Below are 25425 nucleotides of genomic sequence, written 5' to 3'. Positions count from 1 at the left end.
ATTTTTAGTTTGAATCGAAATGAAAAGAACCTCTATTCCGAAATCTACTTATGAATTTTTAAGCCAGCTTAACGTCAATAATAATCGAGATTGGTTCAATGAAAATAAGAAGAGATATCAGCAAGAGCATGACTACGTGATTGAGTTTGTAGATGAGCTTTTGGCTAAAATGAGAGAGGTAGATCAGCTCTCAAATGAGTCAGGGAAAAAGAGCTTAATGCGGATATATAGGGATGTAAGATTCTCAAAAGATAAGCGGCCTTATGACCCTCGTTTTGCAGGGAGTTTTTCGCGCATAAAGCCTGCATTGAGAGGTGGTTATTTTTTTAGATTTAAGCCGGGTGAAACGGTGGTTGGCGGAGGCTTTTATGGGCCTAATTCTGACGACCTGAAATTGATCAGAGAACACATTGCTCAAGACGATGAGCCGTTGAGAGAAGTGCTAGAAAATGAGTCGTTCAAATCGGTGTTTGGAGCGCTGATGGGAGAGCAATTAAAGACGGCTCCCAAGGGCTTCGAAAAGGACCATCCTGCCATAGATTTGTTACGCTATAAATCCATGTATGTCTTTAGGTCTTTTAGTGATGAAGAGGCTCAATCTTCAGCCTTTCTTGAGGAGGCTATGAATACCTTTTTGGCCATCCGTCCCTTCTTCGATGTAATGACAGAATACCTCACTACAGACCTCAATGGGATGTCGTTAATTGACTAAAACCATTTCTCATTTTACACTGTTGAACCATCATGAACAGAAAAGTGGTTTTCGATTTTCTAGAAGACTTGAGTAGGAATAACTCAAAGGAATGGATGGATAAAAATCGAGCTAGATATGAAGAATCTAAATCGATATTAATCGAGGTTTTCGATCCTATTTTGGAGGAGCTTAAGTTGATCGATCCTCGAATTGTTCAGCCAAATGCTCGAAAGTCTCTTAGTAGAATCAACAATAACCTGATGTTTCACCCAGATAGGCCTACCTATAAAGACCATATGGGGCTAGGGTTTGGTTATGGGAAGGGTTTGGCAGATTTCTATATTCATCTTGGGGTACATGAGCAATTGATAGCTGGGGGCTTGTGGCATCCTTCAAGTGAAAAGCTCAAGCTGCTTAGGCAGGAAATAGACTATGAGGGAGAAAGGCTAAACTCCATCTTAAACCAGCCGTTCTTTGCTAAGCATTTTACACTTTATGAGGAAGATATGTTGAAAGGAAGCCCGAAGGGATATGCTTCGGATCATCCTCATATTCACTTACTAAAGATGAAGAGCTTGGCTGCTTTTAGGCCAATTACTAGAGAAGACTTTTACAGTAGCTCTTTCGATAGTATGGTTATAGAATCTTATAAGGCTATTGTTCCTTTGTTAGATTTTGCCAATGTAGCCATACAAGAGCATTGACTTTCATAAGTGCTCCGTTCAGCTCAAATTGAATTAAATAAACATATTGACCTGAAAGATTAATGCTTGCTATGTTTCTTTTGTGTAGGGTTTATTTGCTCAATGCACAACAAGAACCGCTCATAGAAGCAGTGCCATAGTAGGATTTGCATAGAAGCACTACAACGCCAAAATATTCTCGAGAAGAGCATCTGCGCCAGATGCTAAAGGAGGGGAGAGCGTGCACTTTTTAATTGCAGCCAAAATGGGGGCAGGATAAAACCGCCACCCTAGTAACTAATAATTCAGATGGTAAGTCAATTACTCTAATTTTTAGAAGGATTAGTGTGGTGGGAATAGAAGGTGGAGAATATTGATTATCAAATACTTAAATGCATGGCAACATCGGTAGTGATATTTTTATGCATAAAAACCTGAAAAATTCATGGTGTAGGCTATTGCAAAAAGAATTTTCCCTCTATATTTGCACTCCCATTAGGGAAGAGGGTAACAGCTCAAACGATAATTATCAGAGAGTTTTTACTCAAACCAATGGTCTCGGGGTGTAGCGTAGCCCGGTCATCGCGCCTGCTTTGGGAGCAGGAGGTCGCAGGTTCGAATCCTGCCACCCCGACAAAAGCCAACCAAATGAGGTTGGTTTTTTTGTGTAGATCACAGCCCATTTTATTGGTTTGAAAACATTGAATTATCGGTTGATAGTTTATATTTGCAAACCTTTAGCAAAACAACCACACGGAGGGGTGGGTGAGTGGCTGAAACCAGCAGTTTGCTAAACTGTCGTACTGGGAAACTGGTACCGGGGGTTCGAATCCCCCTCCCTCCGCACAAACAAAAAAGGCTTCCATTTGGAGGCCTTTTTCGTTTGTCTAAAGTCTGACTTCTAATCTCTAAAGTCTATTCATACCTCAATGCCTTAACAGGGTTTTGCTGAGCGGCCTTAAGCGAATGAAAACTCACGGTTAAGAATGCTACTAACAGAGCTAGAATGCCAGCTATTGCTGCAGCACTAATAATGGCGGTTGGTAGGTCCATAGTGTACTGAAATACCTGTAGCCACTCTTCTATCAATAAATATGCTATTGGAGCTGCAATGGCAAAGCCTACAATTACAAGCAGCATAATATCTCTAAAAATCAAATAGACTAATTGTGGTATGGTGGCTCCCAAAACCTTTCTTACCCCAATTTCTTTTATTCTGGTGGCTGTGGTATAACTAGAAAGCCCAAGAAGCCCTAGACAGCTAATAATTATACAGATGTAGGAGAGTGAGGCTGTTAACCTACTCTGGCGTTTGTCTGACTTGTAAAGGTTTTCTGCTTGAGTATCTAGTAATCCATATTCAAAAGGGTGACTTGGGTCTAGCTCGTCATACTTGTTCTCTAGGTAATTTAAGGTCTGTTGTAAAGTGCCAGCCTTAGCGTGAACTACAACAGACGGATTAACCTGAGTAAGAGTTCCAAATCGTTCATACCTCAAAATAAGGGTAGGTTCAACTTTAACATGAAGAGAGAAAGCGTTGAAGTCTTTAACCACTCCTATTACCCTACTAGGATTGCCTTGTTGTCCTGCAGGTTGGACTTTTTTGCCTAAGGCGCTTTCTGGATCAGCCCAACCTTGATAAGCCACCATAGCCTCATTTACCAGCACCCCTTGGGTAGGATCGGTTGGTATGTTTTCATCAAAGTCTCGTCCGGCTATTAACTCCATTTCCATAGCGTTCACGAAGTTTTCACCAATAAACATCAGATTGTAAGTGTCAGTTTTCATGGTGGTATCGGCTTCTTCTACCATCATTACTTGTCGGCCACCTCCAATTAATCGGTTGCCAACGGAGTTAGCATTACTGGCGCTTAATCCGGTAGTCGTGGTTACATCTATAATATTAGGGTTCTCTCTTAATTCGTTTTGAATTACTTCTAATCTGCGGCTTACCAGTGTGTCTCTAGTAGGAATAATAATTACGTTGTCTTTATTGAAGCCAAGGTCTTTGTTTCGCATGTAGCTAATCTGGTTGCTCATTAAAAGTGTGGCAATCACTACACCAATAGATACAAAGAACTGAAAGGCAACTAAGCCCTTTCTCATAAAGGTGCTACCAGGACCAGTTTTTACAGAGCCCTTCATGGCATTAATAACAGAGATGGCGGATAGGTAAAATGCCGGATATAGGCCAGAAAGAACACCTAGAATAATGGTTATACCTAGTGACCCAAATAGTAATAGTGGGTTGTTGAACCAGTCTAAGCTGAGTTGTTTACCTAGTAATTCGTTGATGTTAACTCCATAAATAAGAAGGTATACCAAGCCGACAGCTAAGAGTAAAGAACAGAATGTAATAAGTATAGATTCACTAAGAAACTGAGAAACTAACTTGCCTTTGGTAGAGCCAAGAACTTTTTTAATACCTACCTCTTTAGATCTTTTTGTGGCTCTTGCAGTAGCTAAGTTCATGTAATTGATGCTGGCCAAGATCAATACAAAAATGCCAATTGCCATAAATGACTGAGTATATGCTTTATTTCCAGTGGCTAAATCGTACTGAACTTTCGAATTGAAATGTATCTCATTCAAAGGAACTAGCCTAGGTTCAAAGCTGGCTTCACGCAGTGATGGAGCAAACTGTCTGATAGGTGCCATATACTGATCAAATACCTCATGGAACCTATTGTAAATATTATTGACATCGTAATTCTTAGGTAAGAGCACATAAGAGTAGGTGCCTATATTCCATAGCTGACTCATGCGCTGTTGCGCATTCATAGGAGGTTGGCCAGAGGTTAAGGTGGAATAAGAAATCAGTCCATTAAAGGTCAGGTGAACGTTGTCAGGAAGGTCTTTAATTACACCTTTTACGGTAAAAGTATTCTGATCAGTTTTTACAAGTTGATTAAGAGGTGGTTGGTTTCCAAAAAGTCTTTTGGCTGTACTTTCAGTTAGTACTAAGCTTCTAGGTTCCACTAAAGCTGTCCTTGGGTCGCCCTGAATAAACTCATGAGTAAATATGTTGAACATGGCAGAATCAGCGAAGTACATATCATCTACATAGAAATTTTTGTCTTCAATTCTGAATAGTAATTGTCCTGCACTTTGTACACGCGTGAAAGATTGTATCTCAGGGAACTCCATTTGCATGGTTTCTGGCAATGCAACAGAGGTAAGAGCAAACTCATCATTTTTAGGTGGAATGTAGAATTTAGATTCAATCCGGTAAACTTGATCCCACTTATCATGATGCTTATCGAATGTTAAATCGCTCTGCACATATAGAAGAATTATAATGCTTACAGCTAAGCCTAGTGCTAAACCAAAAATGTTGAGGAAGGCATAGAACTTGTTTTTGAGGAGTACACGCAATGCGTAAATGAGGTTTTTCATAGTGTTGGGTTTGAGTATGACCGATGGTATCTTTCAGGAGGACGGTGCTGCCTTTTCTTTTGTTGACAAAAGAAAGTCCTCACCAATCTCTTGCTGGTAAATATTCTACAAAAACAGTCTTATTGAACTTTAAAAATGAAGAGTGATTCATTTTTCTAGCTGTGCGGCACATGAACCTATTGACGCCTAGGGTTTTAGTGAAGGAGTGGAGGTTGGTTAATTAAAAAAATCATCCAAGACCAGTTCTGCCTCCTGAGCAATTCTTAGTTCTTAGAGCTGCCTACTTATTTTAGTTTTATAACTTGGGTTTATGAAGGAACCGAAAATTGAAAAGCTTCAAAAAATGCAGCTTGTGGGTAAACACATCACCATGTCTCTTTCGAATAATAGAACTGCTGAATTATGGGGCGCTTTTATGCCTGTGAGGGACAGTGTTTTGAATAGGGCGAATGACAATTACTATTCTGTTGAGGTTTATCCAGAAGGTTACTTCGAGCACTTCAATCCAAACACTGAATTTGAGAAGTGGGCTGCGGTAAAAGTTGAAGAAGTTACCGATCTGCCTGAAGCCATGGAAAGCCTAACGGTTCCTGAAGGGTTGTATGCGGTATTTCCATTCAAAGGCACTCCTGCCAATGTTCCTCAGTTTATGCAGCATATTTTTGGTGTTTGGTTACCGCACTCTAAATATCAGCTAGATAATCGCCCTCACTTTGCTTTAATGGGAGAGAAGTACAAAAACAACGATCCAGAATCTGAAGAAGACTTCTGGGTGCCAGTTAGGTTGAAGTAAGGTTTACCGTCCCTTAAAGGAAAGTACAAAAGCTTAGCTCACCTGATCTTCTATCTTTTGAATATTTCCAATGTGTGGGCATTCAATCAAGCTTTTCATGTCTGTAAAAGAAACTGCTTCTTTCTCGTACTTGTAAGCTTGTTTTAGAGTAGTGGTGTAGTTGTTGTCGCCCATGCCAACATCAACATCATCCATAGTCATTTGGCAAGGGTGTTCGTAGCCTGCAGCATGAGTGATCTCTAGAATTTCCTTTCTGAGTGTCTTCAAATACTGACCTGAACGTTCAGATTTATCTTTTACGTTAATACCCATTTCTAACCATTTATTCTGAGTGGCAACTCCAGCTGGACAAGTGTTTGTATGGCAAGATTGTGCCTGAATACAACCCACGGACATCATGGCTTCACGTGCTACGTTGATTAGATCGGCCCCCATGGCAAAGGCCATAAGCGAGCTAGATGGAAAGCCTAATTTCCCTGAGGCAATGAATACAACCCTATTAGCGAGTCCTTTTTTCTGAAAAATCTTATAAACTGCTGCAAAACCAAATACAAAAGGAAGGGCCACATGGTTAGCAAAAGATGGGGGAGCGGCACCAGTTCCGCCTTCTCCACCGTCAATAGCAATAAAGTCAGGGCCAATGTTTCGTTCTAGCATTAAGTCGGTGAGCTCTTCCCAAAGCTCCATTTTACCTACGGCCGACTTAAAACCGACAGGTAGTCCAGTTTTGTCTGCAATATTTTCAATGAAATCTAACAGCTCATTTGGGGTAGTAAAAGCTGAGTGGTTGGAGGGAGAAATTACATCTTGCCCCATTGGGATGTGTCTGATTTCAGCAATCTCTTTAGTGATTTTAGAGGCTGGTAAAACACCGCCCTTTCCTGGTTTCGCTCCTTGGGAGAGCTTAATTTCTATGGCTCTTATTTGAGGATAGTCAGTTGTAAGTTTTATCAGTTTATCAATATCGAAATTACCATCGTCATCTCTTACTCCAAAGTATCCAGTACCAATCTGAAGCATAGTATCTGCCCCTTTTTTGTGGTATGGAGAATAGCCTCCTTCGCCAGTGTTGTGGAATGCACCAGCTGCGTAGGCACCTCTGTTCAAAGATTCTATGGCTCTAGCTGAAAGCGAACCGAAGCTCATTGCGGAAATATTGACGATAGATCTTGGTCGGAAAGGCCTTCTACGCTGATGATACTCACCCATTAACTTGGCGCAAGGAACAAGGTCTTTTTCCTTAAGGTTAGGATGGTCAGGCTTGAGTTTGTATGGAAATAGAGCGGGGTTTATGAAAACGTAGCCAGCTGCGCTTTGATCTTGATCTGTACCAAAGCCTTGATAATTATTTTGCTTTTTAGAGCTGGCGTAAATCCATGATCGCTGACTTCTGTTAAAAGGAAGCTCTTCTCGGTTGTTGGCTACAATGTATTGTCGAAGTTCTGGACCAATGGTTTCTAGTAGATACCTAAGGTGTCCTACTACTGGAAAGTTATGACTAATGGTGTGTTTCTTCTGGAGGATGTCTCGCAGAAATACTATAAAAAGGAATACAAGAACATAAGCCCACCAAGGTGTAGAGGCAAGAAAGTCTTTAAGCTGATCCATATAGAGTGATTTGAGAAGAAGAGGTCTTCAACTTTTATACAAGATAAATGAAAGGTTCAGAAGGTTTAACCTTCGTAGAAACTATTCGGTTCGAACCACTTTGATTTTAATGCATAAACGCCTGATAAGGCCTCAAAACAGCACTATTTAGCCTTAGAAATTACTGAATAGGATCGGCAGATTTCACTACGCCAGGCTGAGAGGTGATCTCCTTCAAGGTCATTACTTGTATAGCGGCTACGGAAATAATACAATAGGCAGCAAAGTAATAGAAACCTTCTAGAATACTTGAGGTGATGTTTTCTTCTGATGCAGTAGCTAAATACATCAAGAAAACGCCTACCACAAATACATCGGCCATAGACCACTTGCCTATGAGTGCTACAAACTGATAGACTCTGGTTCTATATCTCCAGTTTTTGAAGGCCAAAACAAGACACAGTAATACAGCTTTAAGAACAGGTACAATTACCGAGAATAAAAGAATGAGCGAGGCTACCAAGGTGTTGTCGAACTCGTAAAGCTGCTGAATCCCACTAATTACACTTTGAGTTCTGTCATACAATTCAAATTCGCCTAAAAGAGGTATTTGAGCTCCAATATGAATATTCAGAATAGGTAAGGTTAGCCCTGGATAAAGACAAATGAGTGAGATGATTATTAAGATTAGGGCAACTATGTTTCTCTTGTTCATAAGCTAGCTTTCAGCAGGTAGACGTGTATGTAATGTAAAAGTAACAGCGAATATTGTCTAGACTTAAAAAACTTTGTGCCTTCTTTCAGTCATAGCCGACAAAGAAGGCACAAAGTGTAATCTGTTAATGGTTGTCATGCAAAGTGCACCAGTGCATCATTCCCATTCCAATAGGAGAGCCGTCTGGTGGAGTAAGCGCATCTTGCAATTGTAGCTCTTGCGGATTTTCCATGAATTGCTCAATAGTCAGACGCAAGAAAGCATGGTGTGCAGCGGTACTAGAGTCGCCACTTGTGCCACCTCTACTTACTTTAGTTTGAATTTTCTCTAAGCCAAGTAAAGCCTCAGACCTCGCTTGTGCCGATGCTCCTCTGTTTTTGAATAGATCCATTAAGGCATAAACCAATTGGTTTTCTGTTGCAAAGTTGAGCTGACGGTGATAATCATTCGTATATGTTTTACCAAAAGTGTTTTCTATGGCTGTATTGATTACATCAGTCAAGCCGATTTGGTTAGAATCCATTGCTTTTTGTTGTACCAAACGAGTAGCTCTTTGGCCATTGAATATAAAGCTCATTACGGCACCAGCAATGGTTTCGCCTGGTGCAACAGCATCAAAGTCAATTCCTGTTCTCACTTTAAAAGTTTCACGAGAACGTCCAAAACCAGGAACACGCGGAGGGATCATTTTTAAAATATGCTCTGGAAAAGCCAAGTTGCTCGGATGAACGGTGTGCAACAACGCGTTCAGAGCTGCTTCTTGCTCTGCCTTTGGAGCAGTTCTAGGGAGTGGCTGGCTATCACCTCTTAGTTTATAATTGTAGTAAGTTCCACCAATAACTTTAGCAGCACCTTCTAACTGATACCTGTGAAGCATATACATAGGAACTAAAACCTCTTCTAAAGTAGTCATTGGAGCTCCAACCGGAATCTGCTTTTCTGAGAAGTTGTTCATTACCAGCTTTCTTACCTGCATCAACCTGTTCAATTCTTCAGTAGCACTTTTGCCATTGTCCCATAAGTGTGACTGAGGGTGGCTGCTACCAATTGGTCTCGAATCTGAATCGGTAATGAAGCCTAGGCCATCTTTAAATTGCTTTTCGATTAATTCGTCTAAGGCCTTATCCTCGTCAACGTTATCTGGGAAGTCTTGATAACCCCAAGTAATGGCTGCTTTGTCCCAAGCGCCTATACCAACATCATACGCATCGGCTAGTGAGATTTTGCCATTAACCAGGTCAATTTTCGGATGCGGATAGTCCATAACTGATGCACGGTCGTTGGTGCTAGAGATATAATTGTGCATTAGACCAATGGTGTGGCCAACCTCGTGTGCAGAAAGTTGTCTTAGTCTGGCTAGTGCCATTTCTAACATTCTTGGATCAGGCGTAGTGCCGTTTTCATACGGAGTTAATAAACCTTGGGCAATTAAGAAGTCTTGTCTTACTCTTAATGATCCTAAGCTTACGTGACCTTTAATGATTTCTCCAGTTCTTGGGTCGGTAACAGAAGAACCGTAAGACCAACCTCTAGTAGAGCGGTGAACCCATTGTATGACGTTATAACGAATATCCAGCGGGTCGGCTCCTTCTGGCATTTCCTCAACTAGGAACGCATTTCTATAGCCGGCAGCTTCAAAAGCCTGATTCCACCATCTCGCACCTTCAATAAGGGCTGATTTAATTGGCTCTGGGGCTCCTCTATCTACATAGTATCTAATTGGCTCTACTGGCTCACTTACGCGTGCTTTTGGGTTTTTCTTTTCAAGGCGATGTCTTCTGGTAAACCTTTTTTGAATGTCTTCCTGAATAGGAGTAGCGTAGTCTAAATAGCTTATAGTTCCGTAGCCAGATCTCGGATCAGCTTTTCTTCTTTCGTATCCATTGTCTGGCAATTCTATAAAAGAATGGTGCATTCTTACGGTAACGGCATCCGATGAAGGCGTTACGCTTCTCAGGTAACCACCAGCTCCACTACCAGTAAAGGTAATTGTAGCTTCAAATTCTGAATTTTTAGGAAAGTTTTTCAGCATAGGAGGGTAGATGGCCGATCGGCTTGCGTCTACTCTAAAATTACCTTGTCTAGATCTGCTCAAAGTATTGCTTACGCCATGAGCATCGGAAAGCAACATGGAAGTAAGGTCAACCAAAACTCTTCCATCTGTTTCTGCTTCTACCTTAAAGCCTTGAAGTACCGATTCGGCAAAAGCTTCTTTCACGGCCTTTACTTCATCCATATTGTCAGAAACCGCGCGGTATCTGTAATTGGGCTGAACCATCAGGATTTTTGGACCAACTCTTCTGAACTCTACTATTTGAGTTCCGCCAAGTTGCCCTCTGTCTAGGCCTATATCGTTAGAGCCTACACCTGCGGTTAATGAATTTACATAGAGAAACTCGGTGTCGAATTTATCTATCTCTAACCATACTTTTCCGGACTTTTCGTCCCAGTAATAAGTGAAGTAACCCTCTTTCTTCTCAGCTCCAGAGGTTACGTCTTCTATTGACTTTTGTGCCTGTACCAAACCAAAAATAAAAAGCATGGCCAGGGTTAGTGAAAATCTAAGTTTCATTGAAGTTTATTATTTGGATTGAATCCATCAATATAAGAAGTCTTTGTCAACACAGCCAGTCAATTATATTTGTGGGGTATCAATATTAAACAACTAGAATATGTCAACTCAAAAAGTAAGGCTCATCTTGTTTTTTACAGTTTTGGCGACTGTATGCTGGGCTCAGAAAAAGCCACTAACTCACGATGTTTATGACGACTGGAAAGGACTTCAGTCTGTGAGTATTAGTAATAATGGTCAATGGGCCGGATGGAGAATAAGCCCTCAGGTGGGCGATGCTCAATTAGAAATCCGCAACCTAAACACCAATGAGACCATTATGATAGACCGTGTGTCTAGGTATTCATTCTCAAATAACAGTCAGTACGTAGTAGGAGAAATTAAGCCTGCTTATGAGGAAGAAAGAGAATTGAAGCTGAAGAAAACAGCGGCTAGCAAGATGCCAAAAGACTCTCTTTTTGTCTTGAATTTGGGCAACGGAGAAGTTCAAAAGTTCGCTAGAGTTAAGAACTATCAACTGCCAGAAGAGTCTAATGAATGGATAGCTTGGTTGCACGAAAAGCCGCTTCCAGAGAAGAAAAAGCCTGAACCTAAGAAGGAGGAGGTAAAGGAAGAGGAGACTTCTAAGAAAAAGAAAAGAAAGAAAAAGAAGGAAGAAGAGGTTGAAGCTGCGGCAGAAGAGCCAAGCGAGCCAGAAGATCCTAGAGCTAAATCTAAGGGTACTGAGCTTGTTCTTTATAATATGTCTACAGGCGCTATGACTAGCGTAACTGGTGTTATGGATTATACCATGTCTAAGAAGGGAGATTACCTATACTATGAGTTAGACAAAGTAGACTCTTTAAATCCGGCTGGTCTGTTTGCAATGAACACTGCAACTGGAACTCCAATGGAGCTGAGCTCTGGAATGACCGATTATAAAAAAATGTCGGTAAGTGAGGCTGGAAATCAGTTAGCATTTTTCGCTACTAGTAGTGAGAAAGATGAAGACGACAAAGTTTGGAGCGTAATGTACTGGTCTGGAAATGGGGCAGCCAATATTTTAGCAGATTCTATGACTGCCGGAATTCCTGAAGGTTGGAGAGTAAGTGATAACAGTAGCCTCAGATTTTCGGAAAGTGGAAAGAGACTTTTCTTCGGAACTGCTCCTGACCCAATGGAATACGCTTACGAGAGCGACACTACCATTCTTAAAGAAGAAAGACCTCAAGTAGATGTTTGGTCTTACAATGATCCATACATTCAGCCAATGCAGAAGTTGCAGGCTACAAGAGAGAAAAATAGAACTTATCAGGTGCTATATGATCTTACCAATCGTTCGTTGGTACAATTAGAAGGTTCTGATCTTGAGTCGGTTTACATTGATACAGAAAATGATCGCGACTTCTTCATTGCCATGGATGATAAGCGATTCAGAACACAATACACTTGGGATACTCAATTGCCAAGAGATTACTATAAAGTAGACGCTAGAACAGGTGAGGTAGAATTGCTTTTAGAAGGCACAATAGGTTTTGCATCACTTTCTCCTGGAGGTGAATATATCTATTGGTTCAATCAGCAAGATGGCGACTACTATACAATGAATGTGGCTAGTGGCAAAATCACCAACCTAACTGCTGGTATGGACGTGAGTTTTGCTAATGAACTTCACGATTCTCCTTCATTAGCTGGGAGCTACGGAATTGCTGGATGGGCACCTTCAGACGAGGCTATTTACATCAACGATCGTTACGATATCTGGAAGTTTGAACCAGAAGGTCAAAGAGCTGCTGTGAACTTAACCAATGGTAATGGCAGAGCTAACAAGCTAACTTATAGATATCAAAGACTAGATAGAGACGAGGACTTCATCAACTTCAGAGAAAAGGCAGTTCTAAGCGTTTTCAATGAGTGGACCAAAGCTTCAGGTTATGCTTATGGAAGCATGGACGACCCAATGACTCCTGCAGAAATTGTAATGAAAGACATGAGTGTTTATGGCCTAAACAAGGCTAAAGACGCTGATCGTGTATTAGTGAGAATGTCTACTTACGAGGAATATCCTGAGGTTTATGCTGCTAATAGCGTAGAGATGGATGGCCTTAAGAAGTTAACAGATATGGACGCTCAGGAAGATCCTTACAACTGGGGTACTGCTGAGTTAGTAGAGTTTGAGTCTGGTTACGATGGTGAGATTATGCAGGCTATTCTTTACAAGCCTGAGAACTTCGACCCAACAAAGAAATACCCTCTAATTGCTTATTTCTATGAAAGAAGGTCTAATTCTCTTCATAGTCACCCAAGCCCTGCACCAAGTGCCAGTACTGTGAACATTCCTTATTTTGTAAGTAATGATTATTTGGTGCTTGTGCCAGACATTAAGTATGAAGATGGCCGACCAGGAAAGTCTGCAATGGACCACGTAGTTCCTGCAACTAAAGCCGTGGTAGCTAAAGGTTTTGTAGACGAAAGTAAAATGGCTATTCAAGGTCAGAGCTGGGGTGGATACCAAGTTGCGCATATTGTTACGCAAACTGATATGTATGCTGCAGCAGGTGCAGGTGCTCCAGTTTCTAACATGACTTCAGCTTATGGTGGTGTACGTTGGGGTTCTGGTATGAGCCGTATGTTCCAGTATGAAAAAACTCAGTCTAGAATTGGTGGAACGTTATGGGACAAGTTCGATCTATACATTGAAAACTCGCCATTGTTTGGTGTGCCGAATATCAAAACGCCTCTATTCATTATGCACAACGATGCTGATGGTGCTGTGCCTTGGTATCAGGGAATTGAGTTTTATATGGCTTTGAGAAGACTACAGAAGCCTTCTTGGATGGTAGTTTATAATGATGAAGCGCACAACTTGCGTCAAAGAAAGAACAGAAAAGACCTCTCTGTTAGAATGGGACAATTCTTTGATCACTACTTGAAAGGGGCTCCAATGCCTGAGTGGATGGCCTATGGTTTGCCAGCTACTCTTAAAGGCAGAACACTTCGTTATGATCTGGTTGATGAACAAACTGAAGAGAAAATCAAAGAAGGCGAGAGCTTGAAGCTAGAAAATTCTGGCAGAGGGAATTAATATGTGTTTATGCCAGTCTTAAAACAGAATTACCATATCTGATTAGATAGGGAATCTCCCATTAGTTTTTCTAAGCTAGGGGAGGTTCTTGTTTTACAGGCTCCACAAGGTTTTTAGCTTCTAAGACTGATTTTATTTAGATAATGTACCAAAAAGGCCATCCAAGATATCTTGGATGGCCTTTTGTATGTTGGAGTAGTATGGTGATTATATATCGTACTCTTTCGGGTCGATTTTGATTCTACCACCACCGGCATTGATGGCCTCATGAATTTTATAAATACATACTTCAGATTTATAAGATTCAATGGCATCATAGTTCAGCGTTTCTTTCTCACGAACTGATTCTACGAAGTTGTATAAGTGAGCCGTATGCGCTTGCAGGTTGTACACCTTCTTCATTCCGCTCATGTCTTTAATGTCGTAGCTAATTTGCGGAGCGGTTTCTTTAATTCCAGAATCACCAAGCTCTTTCTCTTTGTATTCTTTCATATCGGCAAGGTTAGCTATGTAGCCTTTGTCAACAAACTTTTGCCATTTCTCTTCAGGAATACTCGCTTCTCTGAAAATCTTGTTTTCGGTGCTTTCTGAAATGTTCATAGAACCTTCGTCTCCAATAAATCGCTCATAAACACCTATGGCTCTAGAGTTCGAAATGTTCTCATATATACCTATGGCAGGTCCGCCAGGAGTGTCATACTCCAAAATGGTAGCCATGGTATCGGCTTGCTCTAGGCCAAAATATGAGTTGTTACCTGTGGCATAAACCGTATGCGGATATGCACCTAAGAACCAGTTGAAGATATCTATTTGGTGAGAACCCAAATCTGAAACAACTCCACCACCAAGCTTTTTGTAGTTTCTCCAGTTGTACACTTGGTCTATAGTGTCGAAACCGTACTTGTTCAACTGCTTAATGTCGATATTATCGTTCTTGTTAGGTTGCTGAGTCCAAATTTCAGAACGGTTCCACTGCCCCATAGCATGTGTTAAGCGGCCAAGAACTTTTTCTTGTTCAAGCAAAACTTGGTGAGTAAAACGATACCTATCGTTAGACCTTCTTTGGCGTCCTATTTGAAGTAAGTTGCCAGTTTTCTTCATGGCTAAAGCCATTTTCTTAGCATCTTCAATGTTGTTAGACATGGCTTTTTCGCAATACACATGGATGCCAGCGTTTAGAGCATCTACGGTATGTTGCATGTGCCAGAAATCTGGAGTAGCAAAAGCTACTGCATCGAGGTTTTCCTTTTCTATCATTTCATAGAAATCCTCATAAGCCTTTACATTGGCATCGTATTGAGCATTGTAGCGCTCTTTAGCACGCTCTCTTCTGCTTTCAATAATATCGCAAACAGCCACTAGGTTGGCACTAGGGATTTTTGGAATGTTGCTAAAAATCATTCCGCTTCCTCTACCACCACAACCAACAATAGCAATGTTTACTTTGTCGGCAGCCTTTAAAGGGTTAGCTGTAATGTTGAAGGGATTGGCCAGTAAAAGACCAGTACCGAAGAGGGACGACCTTTTTAGGAAGTCTCTTCTGTTAGTTTTTTCCATAACAATCTGAATTTTCGCGTTTCAAAAAATAGTAAAGTGGACAATTGAAATCCAGCCTTTAAGATAGCTGATTTTTCCTAAGTGTAGTTAGCTTTCCATCGATTGCATAGGTGACCCACTCAATTTGATCATTCGTTTGCACTATATCTTCTATTTCTGGCAAAGAGAGTATAAAGCAAGCAGTAGAAAAGGCATCGGAATAGGAAGAGGTTTTGGCAGCCACCCAAACTCTGTCAAATTCTGGTTTGAAGTCGTTTTTTCCTGTTCTCGGATCAAAAATGTGATTTCCTTGGTGGAAAGTACCGCTGGCACTTACACTGATATTGCTTAGCTCTACTATTTTTCGGTCTTGTTTGGCAGCAATAGGGTATGTGAAATGCGGTTTGATGGCTAGGTTATTTTTGATGTGAAGTGTGCTGTCGCCAGCACTTAATGTATAGGTCTCAATACCCAAGTCCTTCATTAAAGCATCAATTTTATCTAAAGCATAGCCTTTGCCAATTCCACCTAAATCGAAGAACATACCAGGGTTGACACAGTAAACTCTAGGTTGGTCAGGGTCTACAAATAGGCTTGATTCTTCTTTAGAATTTTGAGCTTTTTCTAATGCCTTGAAGGTTTCATACTCATTTAGGATGCCTTCTTTGGCCGCTCTAAATATTTTCATGTGTTCAGCTACGCCAACATCAAATGCACCATTGCTTTCAATATGGCAGGATATGGCCAGTTTTAGCACCTCCCACGTTTCAAAATCTAGTGGCAGTTGCTCATCTTTTTTAAGCTTGTTTACTCTAGAAATATCACTGTCTGGTCTGAACCGGCTAAGCTTGCCTTCTAAATCATCAATTAAAGCAAATGCTTGTTGGGCTGCGTTTTTGGCATATTTGGCTTCTTCATTATAAATGTTCAGTTTAAAATATGTGGCCATTGCCTGATGCTCGAAAAGATGAGAGTCGTTCATGGTTTAAATCAAGTAATTCTGTTTGATGGAAAAATAAAGGTAGCCCAGTTTACCGGATTATGAGGTTGTACTTTGCTAAAAGCCCAGGGAGTTGGTCTCTATCTATAATAGCACCACTAATGAAATTCTTCTCTGGGTCGAGCAAGAGGTTTTGGCAATCGCTAAAATCTACTTTTTCCAAGTGGGTTCTATCGAAAGTAGCTTCGCTGAGATCGGTATTTTTAAAGCTTCCTTCGGAGAATTTTGCCTCTACAAAGTCACACTGCAAACAGGAGCAGTTTATCACTTGGGCACCTTGTAGATTAAGCTGGTAGAAGCTAGAAAAGTCGAGTTTGCAATCTTCAAAGTTCATAGCAAGGAGAAACTTACTACATTGATCGAAACGCAAACCCATGAGTTTGCAGCTTTTGAACTTTACCTCCTTAAACCCAGTGTCTACCAGTTCCACCCCCGATAGGTCACAGTCTACAAAAGTGCACTCTAGAAAAGTAATACCAGATGGGTTTTTCTGCGTGAAATCGCAGTTCTTAAAAGTACAGTACTCAAACTGCATGCTTTGTCTTAAGAACTTGTCTAAATCTTGTCCCTTAATTATCTCGTCTTCAGTAATCTTCATGTCGAAAAGTGAAGGTAAAGATAAGTTGTCGGAGTCAGTAATTATATTGATTGAATCTATAGAATTAGTGATTTGTTGTGTTTGGGTTGGTCTTAGCTTATGTTATGTTTTGTGTGAAGTTATTTGAGTAAAATATAATTGTGCTCTCGTTGGTTTTTGGAAAACGGTTTATTATGTGAGGATGTAAAAAGGGCAATCGTTTTCTGTTTTCGGACTTTTTCGTTTAAGACTTGTTTAGCGAAAACCTTTAGGAAAGGTTGAAATGTCTAAGTGTCTGACATTGAGTGTTCTGTGTTAAGTTGTTGTTGAAGGTGGATATAAAGTTCAGATTTATATAGATAGAATCTATAAGTAATACCTAAAACTAATAGGAAGTAGACCAACATTTTGAAGGCTGTCAATTACCTTCGTAGCATCATTAAGAATTGATTTTTACATTATAAAAACTAAAGGAACATTATGAGCTACGTTGGTAGAAAATTTCCAAACATTGCAGTTGATGCCATGAACGAAATGGGTGATACTTTCAAGTTGAATGTGCTTGAGGAGGCCATCAAAAACAAGAAGAAAGTAGTGCTTTTCTGGTACCCAAAAGATTTCACTTTTGTTTGCCCTACTGAGCTTCACGCTTTCCAAGAAGCACTTCCAGAATTCGAGAAAAGAAACACGGTAGTAATTGGTGCTTCATGCGATACTGCTGAGGTTCACTTTGCATGGTTGAATACTTCTAAAGACGATGGTGGAATTGAAGGAGTAAGCTACAGCCTACTTGCAGATAGCAACAGAAACCTTTCAAGAGCCTTAGATATTCTTGATATCACAGGTGTTTCTTACGATGAAGAAACTGGTGTTGATATGATTGAAGGTGATAACGTGACTTACAGAGCTACTTACCTTATTGATGAGGAAGGTACTGTATTCCACGAAGGAATTAACCACATGCCTGTAGGTAGAAATGTGAATGAGTACTTGAGACTAATCGATGCTTATGCTCACGTTCAGCAGCACGGTGAGGTTTGCCCTGCAAACTGGGAAGAAGGTAAAGAAGCAATGTCTGCAAACAGACAAGGCGTTTCAGCTTATTTAAGCAATAACTAAGAAAAAACGAGGAGGTAATTATGGTAACTGAATTGAGTCAAGATAACCTTCAAGAGGTTTTAAACGAGAATAAAAAAGTGTTTGTGCAATTTTCAGCATCGTGGTGCGGCAACTGCCGAATCATGAAGCCGAAATTCAAAAAGTTGTCTAACGAGAGAGAAGATGCAGCATTTGTAATTGTAGATGCTGAAAAATTCCCTGAGTCTAGAAAACTAGCAAACGTAGACAACTTGCCAACTTTTGCTGCATATGAAGGTGGTGAGCTGGTGAATCAAGTGCAAACTAACAAGTTCGAATCTCTAAAAGCTTTAGTCGATGAGGTTGCCGCTAATTAAGCACATTACAGATTTTATTGAGCAAAACGACCAGGACTTTGTGCTGGAAACAATCGAAACACTTGAGAATCTGACTGAATGTGAAAACCTCAAAGACGAAGAGTTGGACGTGCTAGGAGAGTTAATATCCAATTTGTACGGAGCAGTAGAAGTTAGCAAGTCCATCAAAGACGGTAAGCCTAAGAAAGAAGCCCTAAACGAGTTTATGAAACGCGTTGTAGGTTCAATCGATAAGTAGGTTTACCTGACTAAAATATAAAACCCCGGCCACTGGTCGGGGTTTTTTTGTTTTATGACTGTTTAGGCCAGTAGCTGCTATTTCAATATTTATTAATCATGTTACAGTGTGAAGGTCTGTGGTATTACTGGTCAGACCAGTTTCTTTGAGCATTCAAGGCTTGATTTAAGCTTAAGCAAAAAAAGCTGGCAGCTCTTTGAGAGTTGTTGTGTTTACTTTCCAATCAGTTGGAGAAAATATCCTGTGTATGATGGATTCGGTCTGCTGATATTTCTAAATCACTTTTATCAAGAACCGGCTCATTGTTTAACCATAAATAGTAATTATGACTGGAAATGTATTCCTGAAGAGTCTCTTCCGATACAGAGCTGGCTTTGACTGGAGGTACATAAAATTGGAAGTCTTCTGTTCCTTTTCTCTCCCAATCTTTAACGACTTGCCCATTTTCGTCTACCCATCTTGTCTTTATGTCGTCATGGAATACTTAACCTGGAAATGGGTGATTCCCTGATTTGTTACCACTCTTCTTTTGTTCTTTGAGCTCTTCTATTCCACCTTTTGGAATAGTCAAAAGGTTGATCCATGTGCCATTGTTTAGGCGTTCTTCAAAGTATTTGTTAGTGTACATATTGAGTTGGAAGGTATGAACCCCATAGTTTTTGGCATTCCTATGAAGCACACTTTTCCAGTAATGATGAATCTGATCTGCAGAGTATTTTTTGAGTTCTGAATTACGAATCCTCTTTCCATCAAGCCAGACACCGTATTCTCTTTCATCTGAGAATTGTTCGGCAAAGTTGTCGGGTACAATTCCTCTTGGAGGAGGTGGAGCGAGATATGCAGGTTCAGCCTCGTTTTGTTTGAACCGCTCGAGTTCTGAATCGCTTAGGTTCTTATATAGTTTTTTAATGGTATCTCCTTCTGTAGAAATAAACCTTACCATCCGATTTGGGCTAGGAGCAAAGAAGTTGGACTTATTTGGCAAAGTGTCTTGTGGAGACTGTATTCCATTTTCTCCTCCAAAAAAGTTTGGGATTTTATTTTGCTTGGCTCTTTTGGCCCAATTCAATAATTCCATATAGCTTCTCCATTTAATGGTCGAATCAAAAAATGAATTTGTCCAAACTTCACCCTTGCATTCAGGTGAAGTGAATAAGACTTTCTGTTCCCTTGAAAGTTTGCCGAATTCAGACTCAATTACCTTTCCATTTTCATTCTTGTAACGAACCTTAGTATCTGGCGAGAGTGAAACCAGAGGGATTACTTTCTTTCCTATTAAAGTCGAGTCTTCATGAACAAAGTTTGTCAAAGCTTCAGGACCTTCTGAAATTTCTTTGGCAATAGTTTCATGCTTTCCCAATAGAAATATTGCTAGTAGAATGGATGCAATTCCAATAGTTTGCTTCACCCATAATGTAGGTTGGTGTGTTGCTTTGACCATCATTTTTAACCGTTTTTTGGTTTCGCCAAAGGTTAGCCTACTGGCCAGCAATGGCTCGTTGTTTGAATTAAGTTTGGTATAATTTATTAATGTCTTTTGATAATCGGGTAGGGAAGTAGAGGTCTGATATACAGCCTCATCGGCCAGAAACTCATGATTGAGTTTTATCGAGTACTTAATGAGATAGATGACCGGATTAAACCATAATGCGGTGTTTAGCAATTGCATCAGAATGATGTCATAACTGTGCTTTTGAAGTACATGAGCCTTTTCATGTTCTAAAATGGTGGAAGGGAGTAGGTTGGCTAAGTACTTCGGTTTATTGGTGTAAATAGTATTAAGGAAGGTGAAAGAGCTTTTCAAGTCATCTCGCAAACAGAGCTGATAGTTCTGCTTTTGGATCAAATGACCTTGTTTTTTGAAGTTATTCAACCTGTAGAGGTTGAGCGTAAACCTGATCAATAGCACTATGCAGATGGAAAAGTAGGAGTAGAGTAATATTTGATTCCAATCTACTTTGGAGATAACAGGTTCTTCTTCAGTAGCGTAAGATTGCATAGGGATTGAAAATAGAACCTCTTCTTGTGGTGTTTCTATAGAAGTCTGAGGTGTGACTATCGGAACTTCCACATAACTTGTTTGAACCGTTATTAATGGAATTGTCAGGGACATTGGAATAATCAAAAGCAAATAGAATCTATTGAAGCGAAAGGCTTTTTCGTTTCTCAAAAGCAGGTAGTAAATGCTGTAGAGCATAAGACTTCCAAGCATGAATTTCTGGAGGTATTCGATCATTTCTTTCGTGCGTTAATTTGTTGCTGAACAATATCTTGGAGCTCTTTTAGTTGTTCGTCAGTAAGGTTTTCTTTCGATGTGAAGAAGGAGGCAAACTGAGAAACAGAATCATTGAAGAAGTTTTTTATGACTCCATTCATTTGGTTCGAGAAGTATGCTTCTTTACTGATAAGAGGAAAATATTCTCTTACACTGCCATATTTCTTAAAGCCAATAGCCTTCTTGTCGAGTAAACGTTTCAAGAGTGTGGCAATAGTAGTAGATGCAGGTTTCGGTTCTGGGTATTTTTCGATTAGGTCTTTCATAAAGGCCTTCTCCATTTCCCAGAGGTATTGCATCAATTGTTCTTCTGATTTGGGTAGGTTCATTCTACTTTTGTCAATTCTATTCTACAAATGTAGAATAATAAAGTTGTGAACCAAGAATTTAGTTATCAAAATGAGGTGCAGATGTGATTTCAGCAATAATCAGTTCAATGTTTACTATCCATTGGTTGTCCCAGAGGGGCAAAACTTAGGTAGTAAATTATTGACAGGTAGTGAGTTATGTACCTTTAGGTGCATTATATCGTATTCAGTACCTAAAGGCACTGTCAAATATTTCCAGTTATCTGAACTACAGATGTTTCGTCCCTCTGGGACGGTATTATGCTCTGCGGTTTTGATTAGATATAAAAAAGTAAGGCAGAGAGCTCTCTAAGAGCTCTCTGCCTTACTAATCCTCATTTCTTAACTTCAGCTAGTTGCTTTCTTGAGCTATTTTGGTTCTCTCTTGTTCAACCCAAGCTTTGAGCATTTCAAACTGATCTGCACTTAGGTTAGCATCTTTGTGTAGAGCAACATAGCCAGGCATGGGCATGTTACCCACCTCAACTTCTTCTACCATTTCTTCTAATTTGTGGTCTCTTTTTCTAGCAGAATAGGTAGCCCATTCTGAAAAGTTGAGCTCACTACGACCATGCTCTATGTGCTCGGCAATAGACCAACTCACTGGTGCTATTGAAGCGTACCAAGGATAGCGCGGTTGGTTGCTGTGACAGTCGTAACATGCCGCTTTTAAAAGTCCAGCAACATCTGCATTTACTTGTAAACTTTCAATCATGTCGTTTTCAGAAACTGGTTCGCTTATTCTTTCAGGTTTGTTAATAAACTGAATAATTACTAAGCCAATAAAGAGTAGCAGGAGAATGTATTTTAAGACCTTTATCATAATTAAAAAGTTGACTAAAAATAATGAATTATTCAGTTGCAGCAATCCTCATTCATCTTGCATAGGGTAGTGTTGGTCAGATTTATATTCAAAGCTTTTCCGTTTGGAGAGCGTCCTTAGATTTGATGGGTTTCCGTGACGATTATAATACGGCAGGCGTAGGTTGTATTAAGCTTTAATAGCTGAGCTTCTTATCTCTATACACGGGGTGTCAGAATACTATTAATCTAATACCCTAAAAAAAGAAGCCCGGTGACCAACCGAGCTTCATTTTTATCAGTTCTTTCTTATCTATTCGATCTAGACCTAGATCGGCTTGTGCCCTTAATAACAGGGGCGGCTGGTGGCTCTGGAACTGTCTCGTATACTGCAGGAAAGAAGTTGCTAGATCCATTATAGATGAAGGTACTACTACTGCCAACGCTTCCTTGCAACTTTTTAATGTCTATTTCTTTCTTCACTTGTTCTAAAGACTTTTGCCCTTTTGCATAAGCGTCAATACTGCTCTTAGGTATAATCATTCTGATGCTTCTTGGCATTTTAGAGTCTCTTATAATTGAGCCAAAGTCCACATTCACAATTACGCTTTCTCCCGCACCTAAGCTTCTCAATGTTCTGCCATATTGAATGATGTTCTCCTTTAACATGTTTTCAAATTCAGGATAGGCTTCTTCTAGCTCTTTCGCCAAATCTGCTCTTTCTTTTTCTTTATCAGATTCATCTACTCTTGAAATAACTCTCGAACCTTGGCTGTATACAAGAACATCAGTCCCTCTCATGCTGGTAGACATTTGGATATTGAGCATAAGCCCGAAACCATCGAAGTACGTCCAGTTGGTTTTAGATCTTCTTCTGAATTTACCATCCATTGAAGATTGCATTAGGTCGTCTAGAATTCCAGCCAAGATTTTAGCGTCTGTCATATCCTTTTCAGCATCTTCAATTATGCTGGTTTCTACGGCACTCATCGCTTGCTGAAGGTTGATTTTACCCGTGCTGAAATCATTTAAGGTTTTGTAAGAAATGCTACTCTGCATGCGCTTTTGATTAGACCGAGAAACAAAAGTGATTCTATTACCGCTACTTCTTTGACCATCTCTGTCTTGACGAACTGAGTAGTCTACATTCAGCATAAGCTTTTCGCCAGACTTGAGCTCCGATAGCAGACTGCCATAGTTCGTCAGAAATTCTTTAGACTTTTCGCGAATGGCATCTTCTGTCTTCTTGTTGAACTCTTCAACATCCACTTCCTCTTCTGCGTCACCACTTTGTCCGCTTGAGACTCTGGCTACATCGACATATTCAACCAGAAGTGCTCCATAGCTACTTCTACTAGACATGCTGAAGATTACTCCACCACCAGGAATGTACATTCCTTTTGCGCTTCTGCTGGAAGAAAAATAACTATCTCCATTACCGAAGAGGTCGCCTAGAACGTTCTGCAGTATTACAATGTCTTTCTCCATTTTGGGAAGTTTGGAGAGGTCTTGTTCTTCTCTGCCCCAACCGTCAACAACCACTGTCTCTGCTAAAGTAGCTTGCTGTGCCTGTGCTATAGAGCCTGAGAACATCAGAGCCATAGCTAATAGGCCGGTTTTCATTGTTGCTTTTTTCATAATTCAGATATTTATCTTGTTGCTGTTTTTATTCTGTTTTCAATTTCATTCTGACTCAAGTCGTTCGAGTTGAGCGTATTAAGGTCTGCTCCGCTAATGCTAAAAGCAATTTGGTAGGTTCTAAGATTTTGCTTTGGCGATGTGCCTGGTTGTTCTTCAGACTTATTTACTGGGTCTTTTACACTGAATACAAAACTGATGCTTTCATTGGCCTCTACTTTGGGTAAGTAACTGCTGAAGTCTTCTAAGAATCTGGCAACGCTTACTTTGAGTCTGTCTTTTTGAAGGCGAATGATTTCTTCATCATAAAACGTGTCCATCAACGCTTTGTCTTGGTTTTTGCTCCAGGTAATTCTTCCATCTAAGAAGATCATCGCATTTGGAGCATCAATGTGAAATTCAACACCTTTTCCTTTAGTGTAGGAGCTGGTTGTTTCATGGACTCTGTTCAATAGCGGGTCGCCATCCCATTTCTTTAAGAAATTTTCTAAGGTGACTCTGCTTATTTCAGTGTCTCGTTGAATAGGGCTGAACTTGCTCCCTGTTTGAGCCCAAAGCCCAGATGTAACCAGCATCAGGCAAAAAGCGATTAGATATTTTGAGTTTTTGACCATTTTAATTTCTGTTTGAAAGACTTGCTGCGATGGTTTTTACTTTTTCTGATAGAGTGAAAAGAGCATCTTCTACATCTAGCTGTCTGTTGACTGTTGCGTTTTCAAAAGCATCGAACGCAGCTTGAATGTTTCTTAAATCTTCGATGCGCTGGGTTTCAATATTGTTTGAAAAGTTCACTACAATTTCTCTAAGAATGCCTTTGTAGTCGTCTCCGAGCTTGTCTGTGAGTAAAGTTATCTCTTGAAGAAAAGCGGCCTTTTCGTTCTCAAAGGTTTGCCTAACCAAGTCTTCATTAGTAAGGCTCGCTTGTAGTGTATTGAACTTATAGTCTATGCTATCATTGCGAGCTTCTAAGGTGTTGTTTACATAATCCAAGAGGTTTACACGGTCTTGATAGATGAGGTCGGCCACCTGTTCTTCAGTTAAACCAAGGGTCGCTTCACCAAAACCAATTTGCATGCCTTGGTCAGTGTTCACTACTTTAAACCCGCTTAAAGTTCCAAAAGTGATGATGAGTAGGAGAGTAGCTGCAATGGCGACATATTTTCTCCAGTAAAGCCATTCTTCGTTTTTGGTTGGATTCATAAAAGCCATAGGTTCCAGCATTTCTTCGTCCTCAAAGTCTCCCATGAGCATGCGGGTTTCTTGCAGCTCTTCTAATTCTTGTTTGGCCTCAGGGTGTTCTTTAAGATACCCATCAACCTTTTCCATTTCTTCTGCGGATAGCTCATCGTACAAATAGGAGATAAGCTCTTCCTGTGTCGGTTTATATTTCATAATGCACCGTTTCTTTTGTAATGTTCCATTGGTCGAGCAGCTTTTTCAGGCTGCCCAATGCGTAGTAAAGCCTCGACTTTACAGTATTCTCAGAGATGTCCATTGCTTCGGCAATCTCTCTGATTTTTAAACCTTCATATTCTTTCATAATTACCACCATGCGCTGTTCTTCTGGCAGGGTAGCTAATGCTTTTTTCAGGAGGTATTTGAGCTCTTCATTACCCAATACTTTTTCTGGGTCTTCACTTCTATGATTAGATGAGGTATTGCTGATGTCTTTTTGGTCGTCTTTAGAACTTACCTTCATAAATGGAAGTACCCAGCGCTTGCTTTGCCTTCTCACTTCTTCATGGCAGTAATTGGAAGCAATTCTGTAAAGCCAAGGCTTAAAGCTGCTTTCGTCTTTTAGGCCTCCCAAGTTTTTACTCATGGAGATGAATGTTTTTTGCGTTACATCCATGGCCATGTCGTAGTCGCCAAAGTATTTATAAGCAAAATTATAGATGCGTTTTTGCCATTGCTTTACCAGTTGGTTAAGAGCAATTACATCACCTTGCTTAGCAGCTCTGACGAGAAAGTTGGTTTGTGGCATCAGGTTGATTTCCCTCATTTCATCGTGTTTCCATGTTTAGGATGAATGCTCCCAGAGAAAAGTTTGAATGA

At 40.3% G+C, this 25425-nt stretch carries 21 protein-coding genes and 2 tRNA genes; 9 read left to right on the top strand and 14 right to left on the bottom strand.

Annotation, left to right across the window (positions count from 1 at the left end; genetic code table 11):
* Positions 1–19: 19 nt before the first annotated feature.
* The 4 genes from AWW68_RS18245 (at position 20) to AWW68_RS18230 (ending at position 2221) form a co-directional block, all read left to right on the top strand.
* Entirely contained in the window at positions 20–712 is a 693-nt protein-coding gene (locus AWW68_RS18245) for a DUF2461 domain-containing protein (protein WP_068224667.1), read from the top strand.
* Between the two features lie 32 nt (positions 713–744).
* Positions 745–1398 (top strand): DUF2461 domain-containing protein, encoded by a 654-nt coding sequence (locus tag AWW68_RS18240; RefSeq protein WP_068224664.1) that lies wholly within the window; start codon positions 745–747, stop codon positions 1396–1398.
* Between the two features lie 538 nt (positions 1399–1936).
* Positions 1937–2011 (top strand) — tRNA-Pro (locus AWW68_RS18235).
* 121 nt (positions 2012–2132) lie between these two features.
* A tRNA-Ser gene (locus AWW68_RS18230) sits at positions 2133–2221 on the top strand.
* Positions 2222–2292: 71 nt separating this feature from the next.
* On the opposite strand, the gene AWW68_RS18225 is transcribed toward AWW68_RS18230, so the two are convergent.
* A complete protein-coding gene (locus AWW68_RS18225) occupies positions 2293–4773 on the bottom strand; it encodes an ABC transporter permease (protein ID WP_068224661.1) in 2481 nt (826 codons plus the stop codon).
* A 310-nt stretch (positions 4774–5083) separates the two neighbouring features.
* Here AWW68_RS18225 and AWW68_RS18220 point away from each other — a divergent pair, with 310 nt between their 5' ends.
* On the top strand, positions 5084–5566 hold the full coding sequence (locus AWW68_RS18220) for a GyrI-like domain-containing protein (RefSeq protein ID WP_084375756.1): 483 nt from the start codon (positions 5084–5086) through the stop codon (positions 5564–5566).
* 33 nt (positions 5567–5599) lie between these two features.
* Here the strand turns inward: AWW68_RS18220 and AWW68_RS18215 are convergent, their stop codons facing one another.
* The 3 genes from AWW68_RS18215 to AWW68_RS18205 all read right to left on the bottom strand — a co-directional run bounded on the left by AWW68_RS18215 (position 5600) and on the right by AWW68_RS18205 (position 10440).
* A complete protein-coding gene (locus tag AWW68_RS18215) occupies positions 5600–7174 on the bottom strand; it encodes an FMN-binding glutamate synthase family protein (protein ID WP_068224657.1) in 1575 nt (524 codons plus the stop codon).
* Positions 7175–7334: 160 nt separating this feature from the next.
* Entirely contained in the window at positions 7335–7868 is a 534-nt protein-coding gene (locus AWW68_RS18210) for a paraquat-inducible protein A (protein WP_068224653.1), read from the bottom strand.
* A 124-nt stretch (positions 7869–7992) separates the two neighbouring features.
* Entirely contained in the window at positions 7993–10440 is a 2448-nt protein-coding gene (locus AWW68_RS18205) for a zinc-dependent metalloprotease (protein ID WP_068224652.1), read from the bottom strand.
* 100 nt (positions 10441–10540) lie between these two features.
* On the opposite strand from AWW68_RS18205, the gene AWW68_RS18200 reads away from it, so the two are divergent.
* Positions 10541–13504, top strand: a complete 2964-nt coding sequence (locus tag AWW68_RS18200; protein WP_068224648.1) for a S9 family peptidase — start codon at positions 10541–10543, stop codon at positions 13502–13504.
* Between the two features lie 207 nt (positions 13505–13711).
* On the opposite strand, the gene AWW68_RS18195 is transcribed toward AWW68_RS18200, so the two are convergent.
* Genes AWW68_RS18195 through AWW68_RS18185 form a run of 3 tightly spaced genes read right to left on the bottom strand, consistent with a single transcriptional unit; the run spans position 13712 to position 16638 of the window.
* Complete coding sequence (locus AWW68_RS18195) at positions 13712–15061, bottom strand: Gfo/Idh/MocA family oxidoreductase (RefSeq protein ID WP_068224645.1); 1350 nt, start codon at positions 15059–15061, stop codon at positions 13712–13714.
* 58 nt (positions 15062–15119) lie between these two features.
* A complete protein-coding gene (locus tag AWW68_RS18190; protein WP_068224642.1) occupies positions 15120–16022 on the bottom strand; it encodes an FAD:protein FMN transferase in 903 nt (300 codons plus the stop codon).
* 49 nt (positions 16023–16071) lie between these two features.
* Positions 16072–16638 (bottom strand): pentapeptide repeat-containing protein, encoded by a 567-nt coding sequence (locus tag AWW68_RS18185; RefSeq protein WP_068224639.1) that lies wholly within the window; start codon positions 16636–16638, stop codon positions 16072–16074.
* A gap of 459 nt (positions 16639–17097) precedes the next feature.
* Here AWW68_RS18185 and AWW68_RS18180 point away from each other — a divergent pair, with 459 nt between their 5' ends.
* From AWW68_RS18180 to AWW68_RS18170, 3 genes are read left to right on the top strand one after another with little or no spacing between them, the layout of a single operon-like run.
* Positions 17098–17736, top strand: coding sequence for a peroxiredoxin (locus AWW68_RS18180; protein WP_068224636.1), 639 nt, complete (start codon positions 17098–17100; stop codon positions 17734–17736).
* A gap of 20 nt (positions 17737–17756) precedes the next feature.
* Positions 17757–18071 (top strand): thioredoxin family protein, encoded by a 315-nt coding sequence (locus AWW68_RS18175; RefSeq protein ID WP_068224633.1) that lies wholly within the window; start codon positions 17757–17759, stop codon positions 18069–18071.
* Positions 18052–18309, top strand: coding sequence for a DUF6952 family protein (locus tag AWW68_RS18170; RefSeq protein WP_068224630.1), 258 nt, complete (start codon positions 18052–18054; stop codon positions 18307–18309). The genes AWW68_RS18175 and AWW68_RS18170 overlap by 20 nt, the downstream gene beginning before the upstream one ends.
* 484 nt (positions 18310–18793) lie before the next feature.
* Here the strand turns inward: AWW68_RS18170 and AWW68_RS18165 are convergent, their stop codons facing one another.
* The 7 genes from AWW68_RS18165 to AWW68_RS18135 form a co-directional block, all read right to left on the bottom strand.
* The gene (locus AWW68_RS18165) at positions 18794–20545 is read right to left on the bottom strand and encodes a M56 family metallopeptidase (protein ID WP_068224628.1); all 1752 of its coding nucleotides are present in this window, start codon (positions 20543–20545) and stop codon (positions 18794–18796) included.
* Positions 20542–20913 (bottom strand): BlaI/MecI/CopY family transcriptional regulator, encoded by a 372-nt coding sequence (locus tag AWW68_RS18160; RefSeq protein WP_068224625.1) that lies wholly within the window; start codon positions 20911–20913, stop codon positions 20542–20544. Before AWW68_RS18160 ends, AWW68_RS18165 begins: the two co-directional genes overlap by 4 nt.
* A 370-nt stretch (positions 20914–21283) precedes the next feature.
* Positions 21284–21754 carry a heme-binding domain-containing protein gene (locus AWW68_RS18155; protein ID WP_068224621.1) on the bottom strand — a complete coding sequence of 157 codons (471 nt, stop codon included), beginning with the start codon at positions 21752–21754 and terminating at the stop codon, positions 21284–21286.
* Positions 21755–22041: 287 nt separating this feature from the next.
* Positions 22042–23370: a hypothetical protein gene (locus tag AWW68_RS18150; RefSeq protein WP_068224618.1), complete on the bottom strand. Its 1329-nt coding sequence runs from the start codon at positions 23368–23370 to the stop codon at positions 22042–22044.
* Between the two features lie 11 nt (positions 23371–23381).
* Entirely contained in the window at positions 23382–23984 is a 603-nt protein-coding gene (locus tag AWW68_RS18145; RefSeq protein ID WP_157717718.1) for a hypothetical protein, read from the bottom strand.
* Position 23985: 1 nt separating this feature from the next.
* Positions 23986–24762 (bottom strand): anti-sigma factor family protein, encoded by a 777-nt coding sequence (locus tag AWW68_RS18140; RefSeq protein WP_068224612.1) that lies wholly within the window; start codon positions 24760–24762, stop codon positions 23986–23988.
* Positions 24752–25372: an RNA polymerase sigma factor gene (locus AWW68_RS18135; RefSeq protein ID WP_245660269.1), complete on the bottom strand. Its 621-nt coding sequence runs from the start codon at positions 25370–25372 to the stop codon at positions 24752–24754. The genes AWW68_RS18140 and AWW68_RS18135 overlap by 11 nt, the downstream gene beginning before the upstream one ends.
* Positions 25373–25425: the final 53 nt, after the last annotated feature.

It is taken from the genome of Roseivirga spongicola, from assembly GCF_001592965.1.
GTDB classification, from domain to species: Bacteria; Bacteroidota; Bacteroidia; order Cytophagales; family Cyclobacteriaceae; genus Roseivirga; species Roseivirga spongicola.
This window is presented reverse-complemented; position numbering and strand designations above follow the sequence as displayed.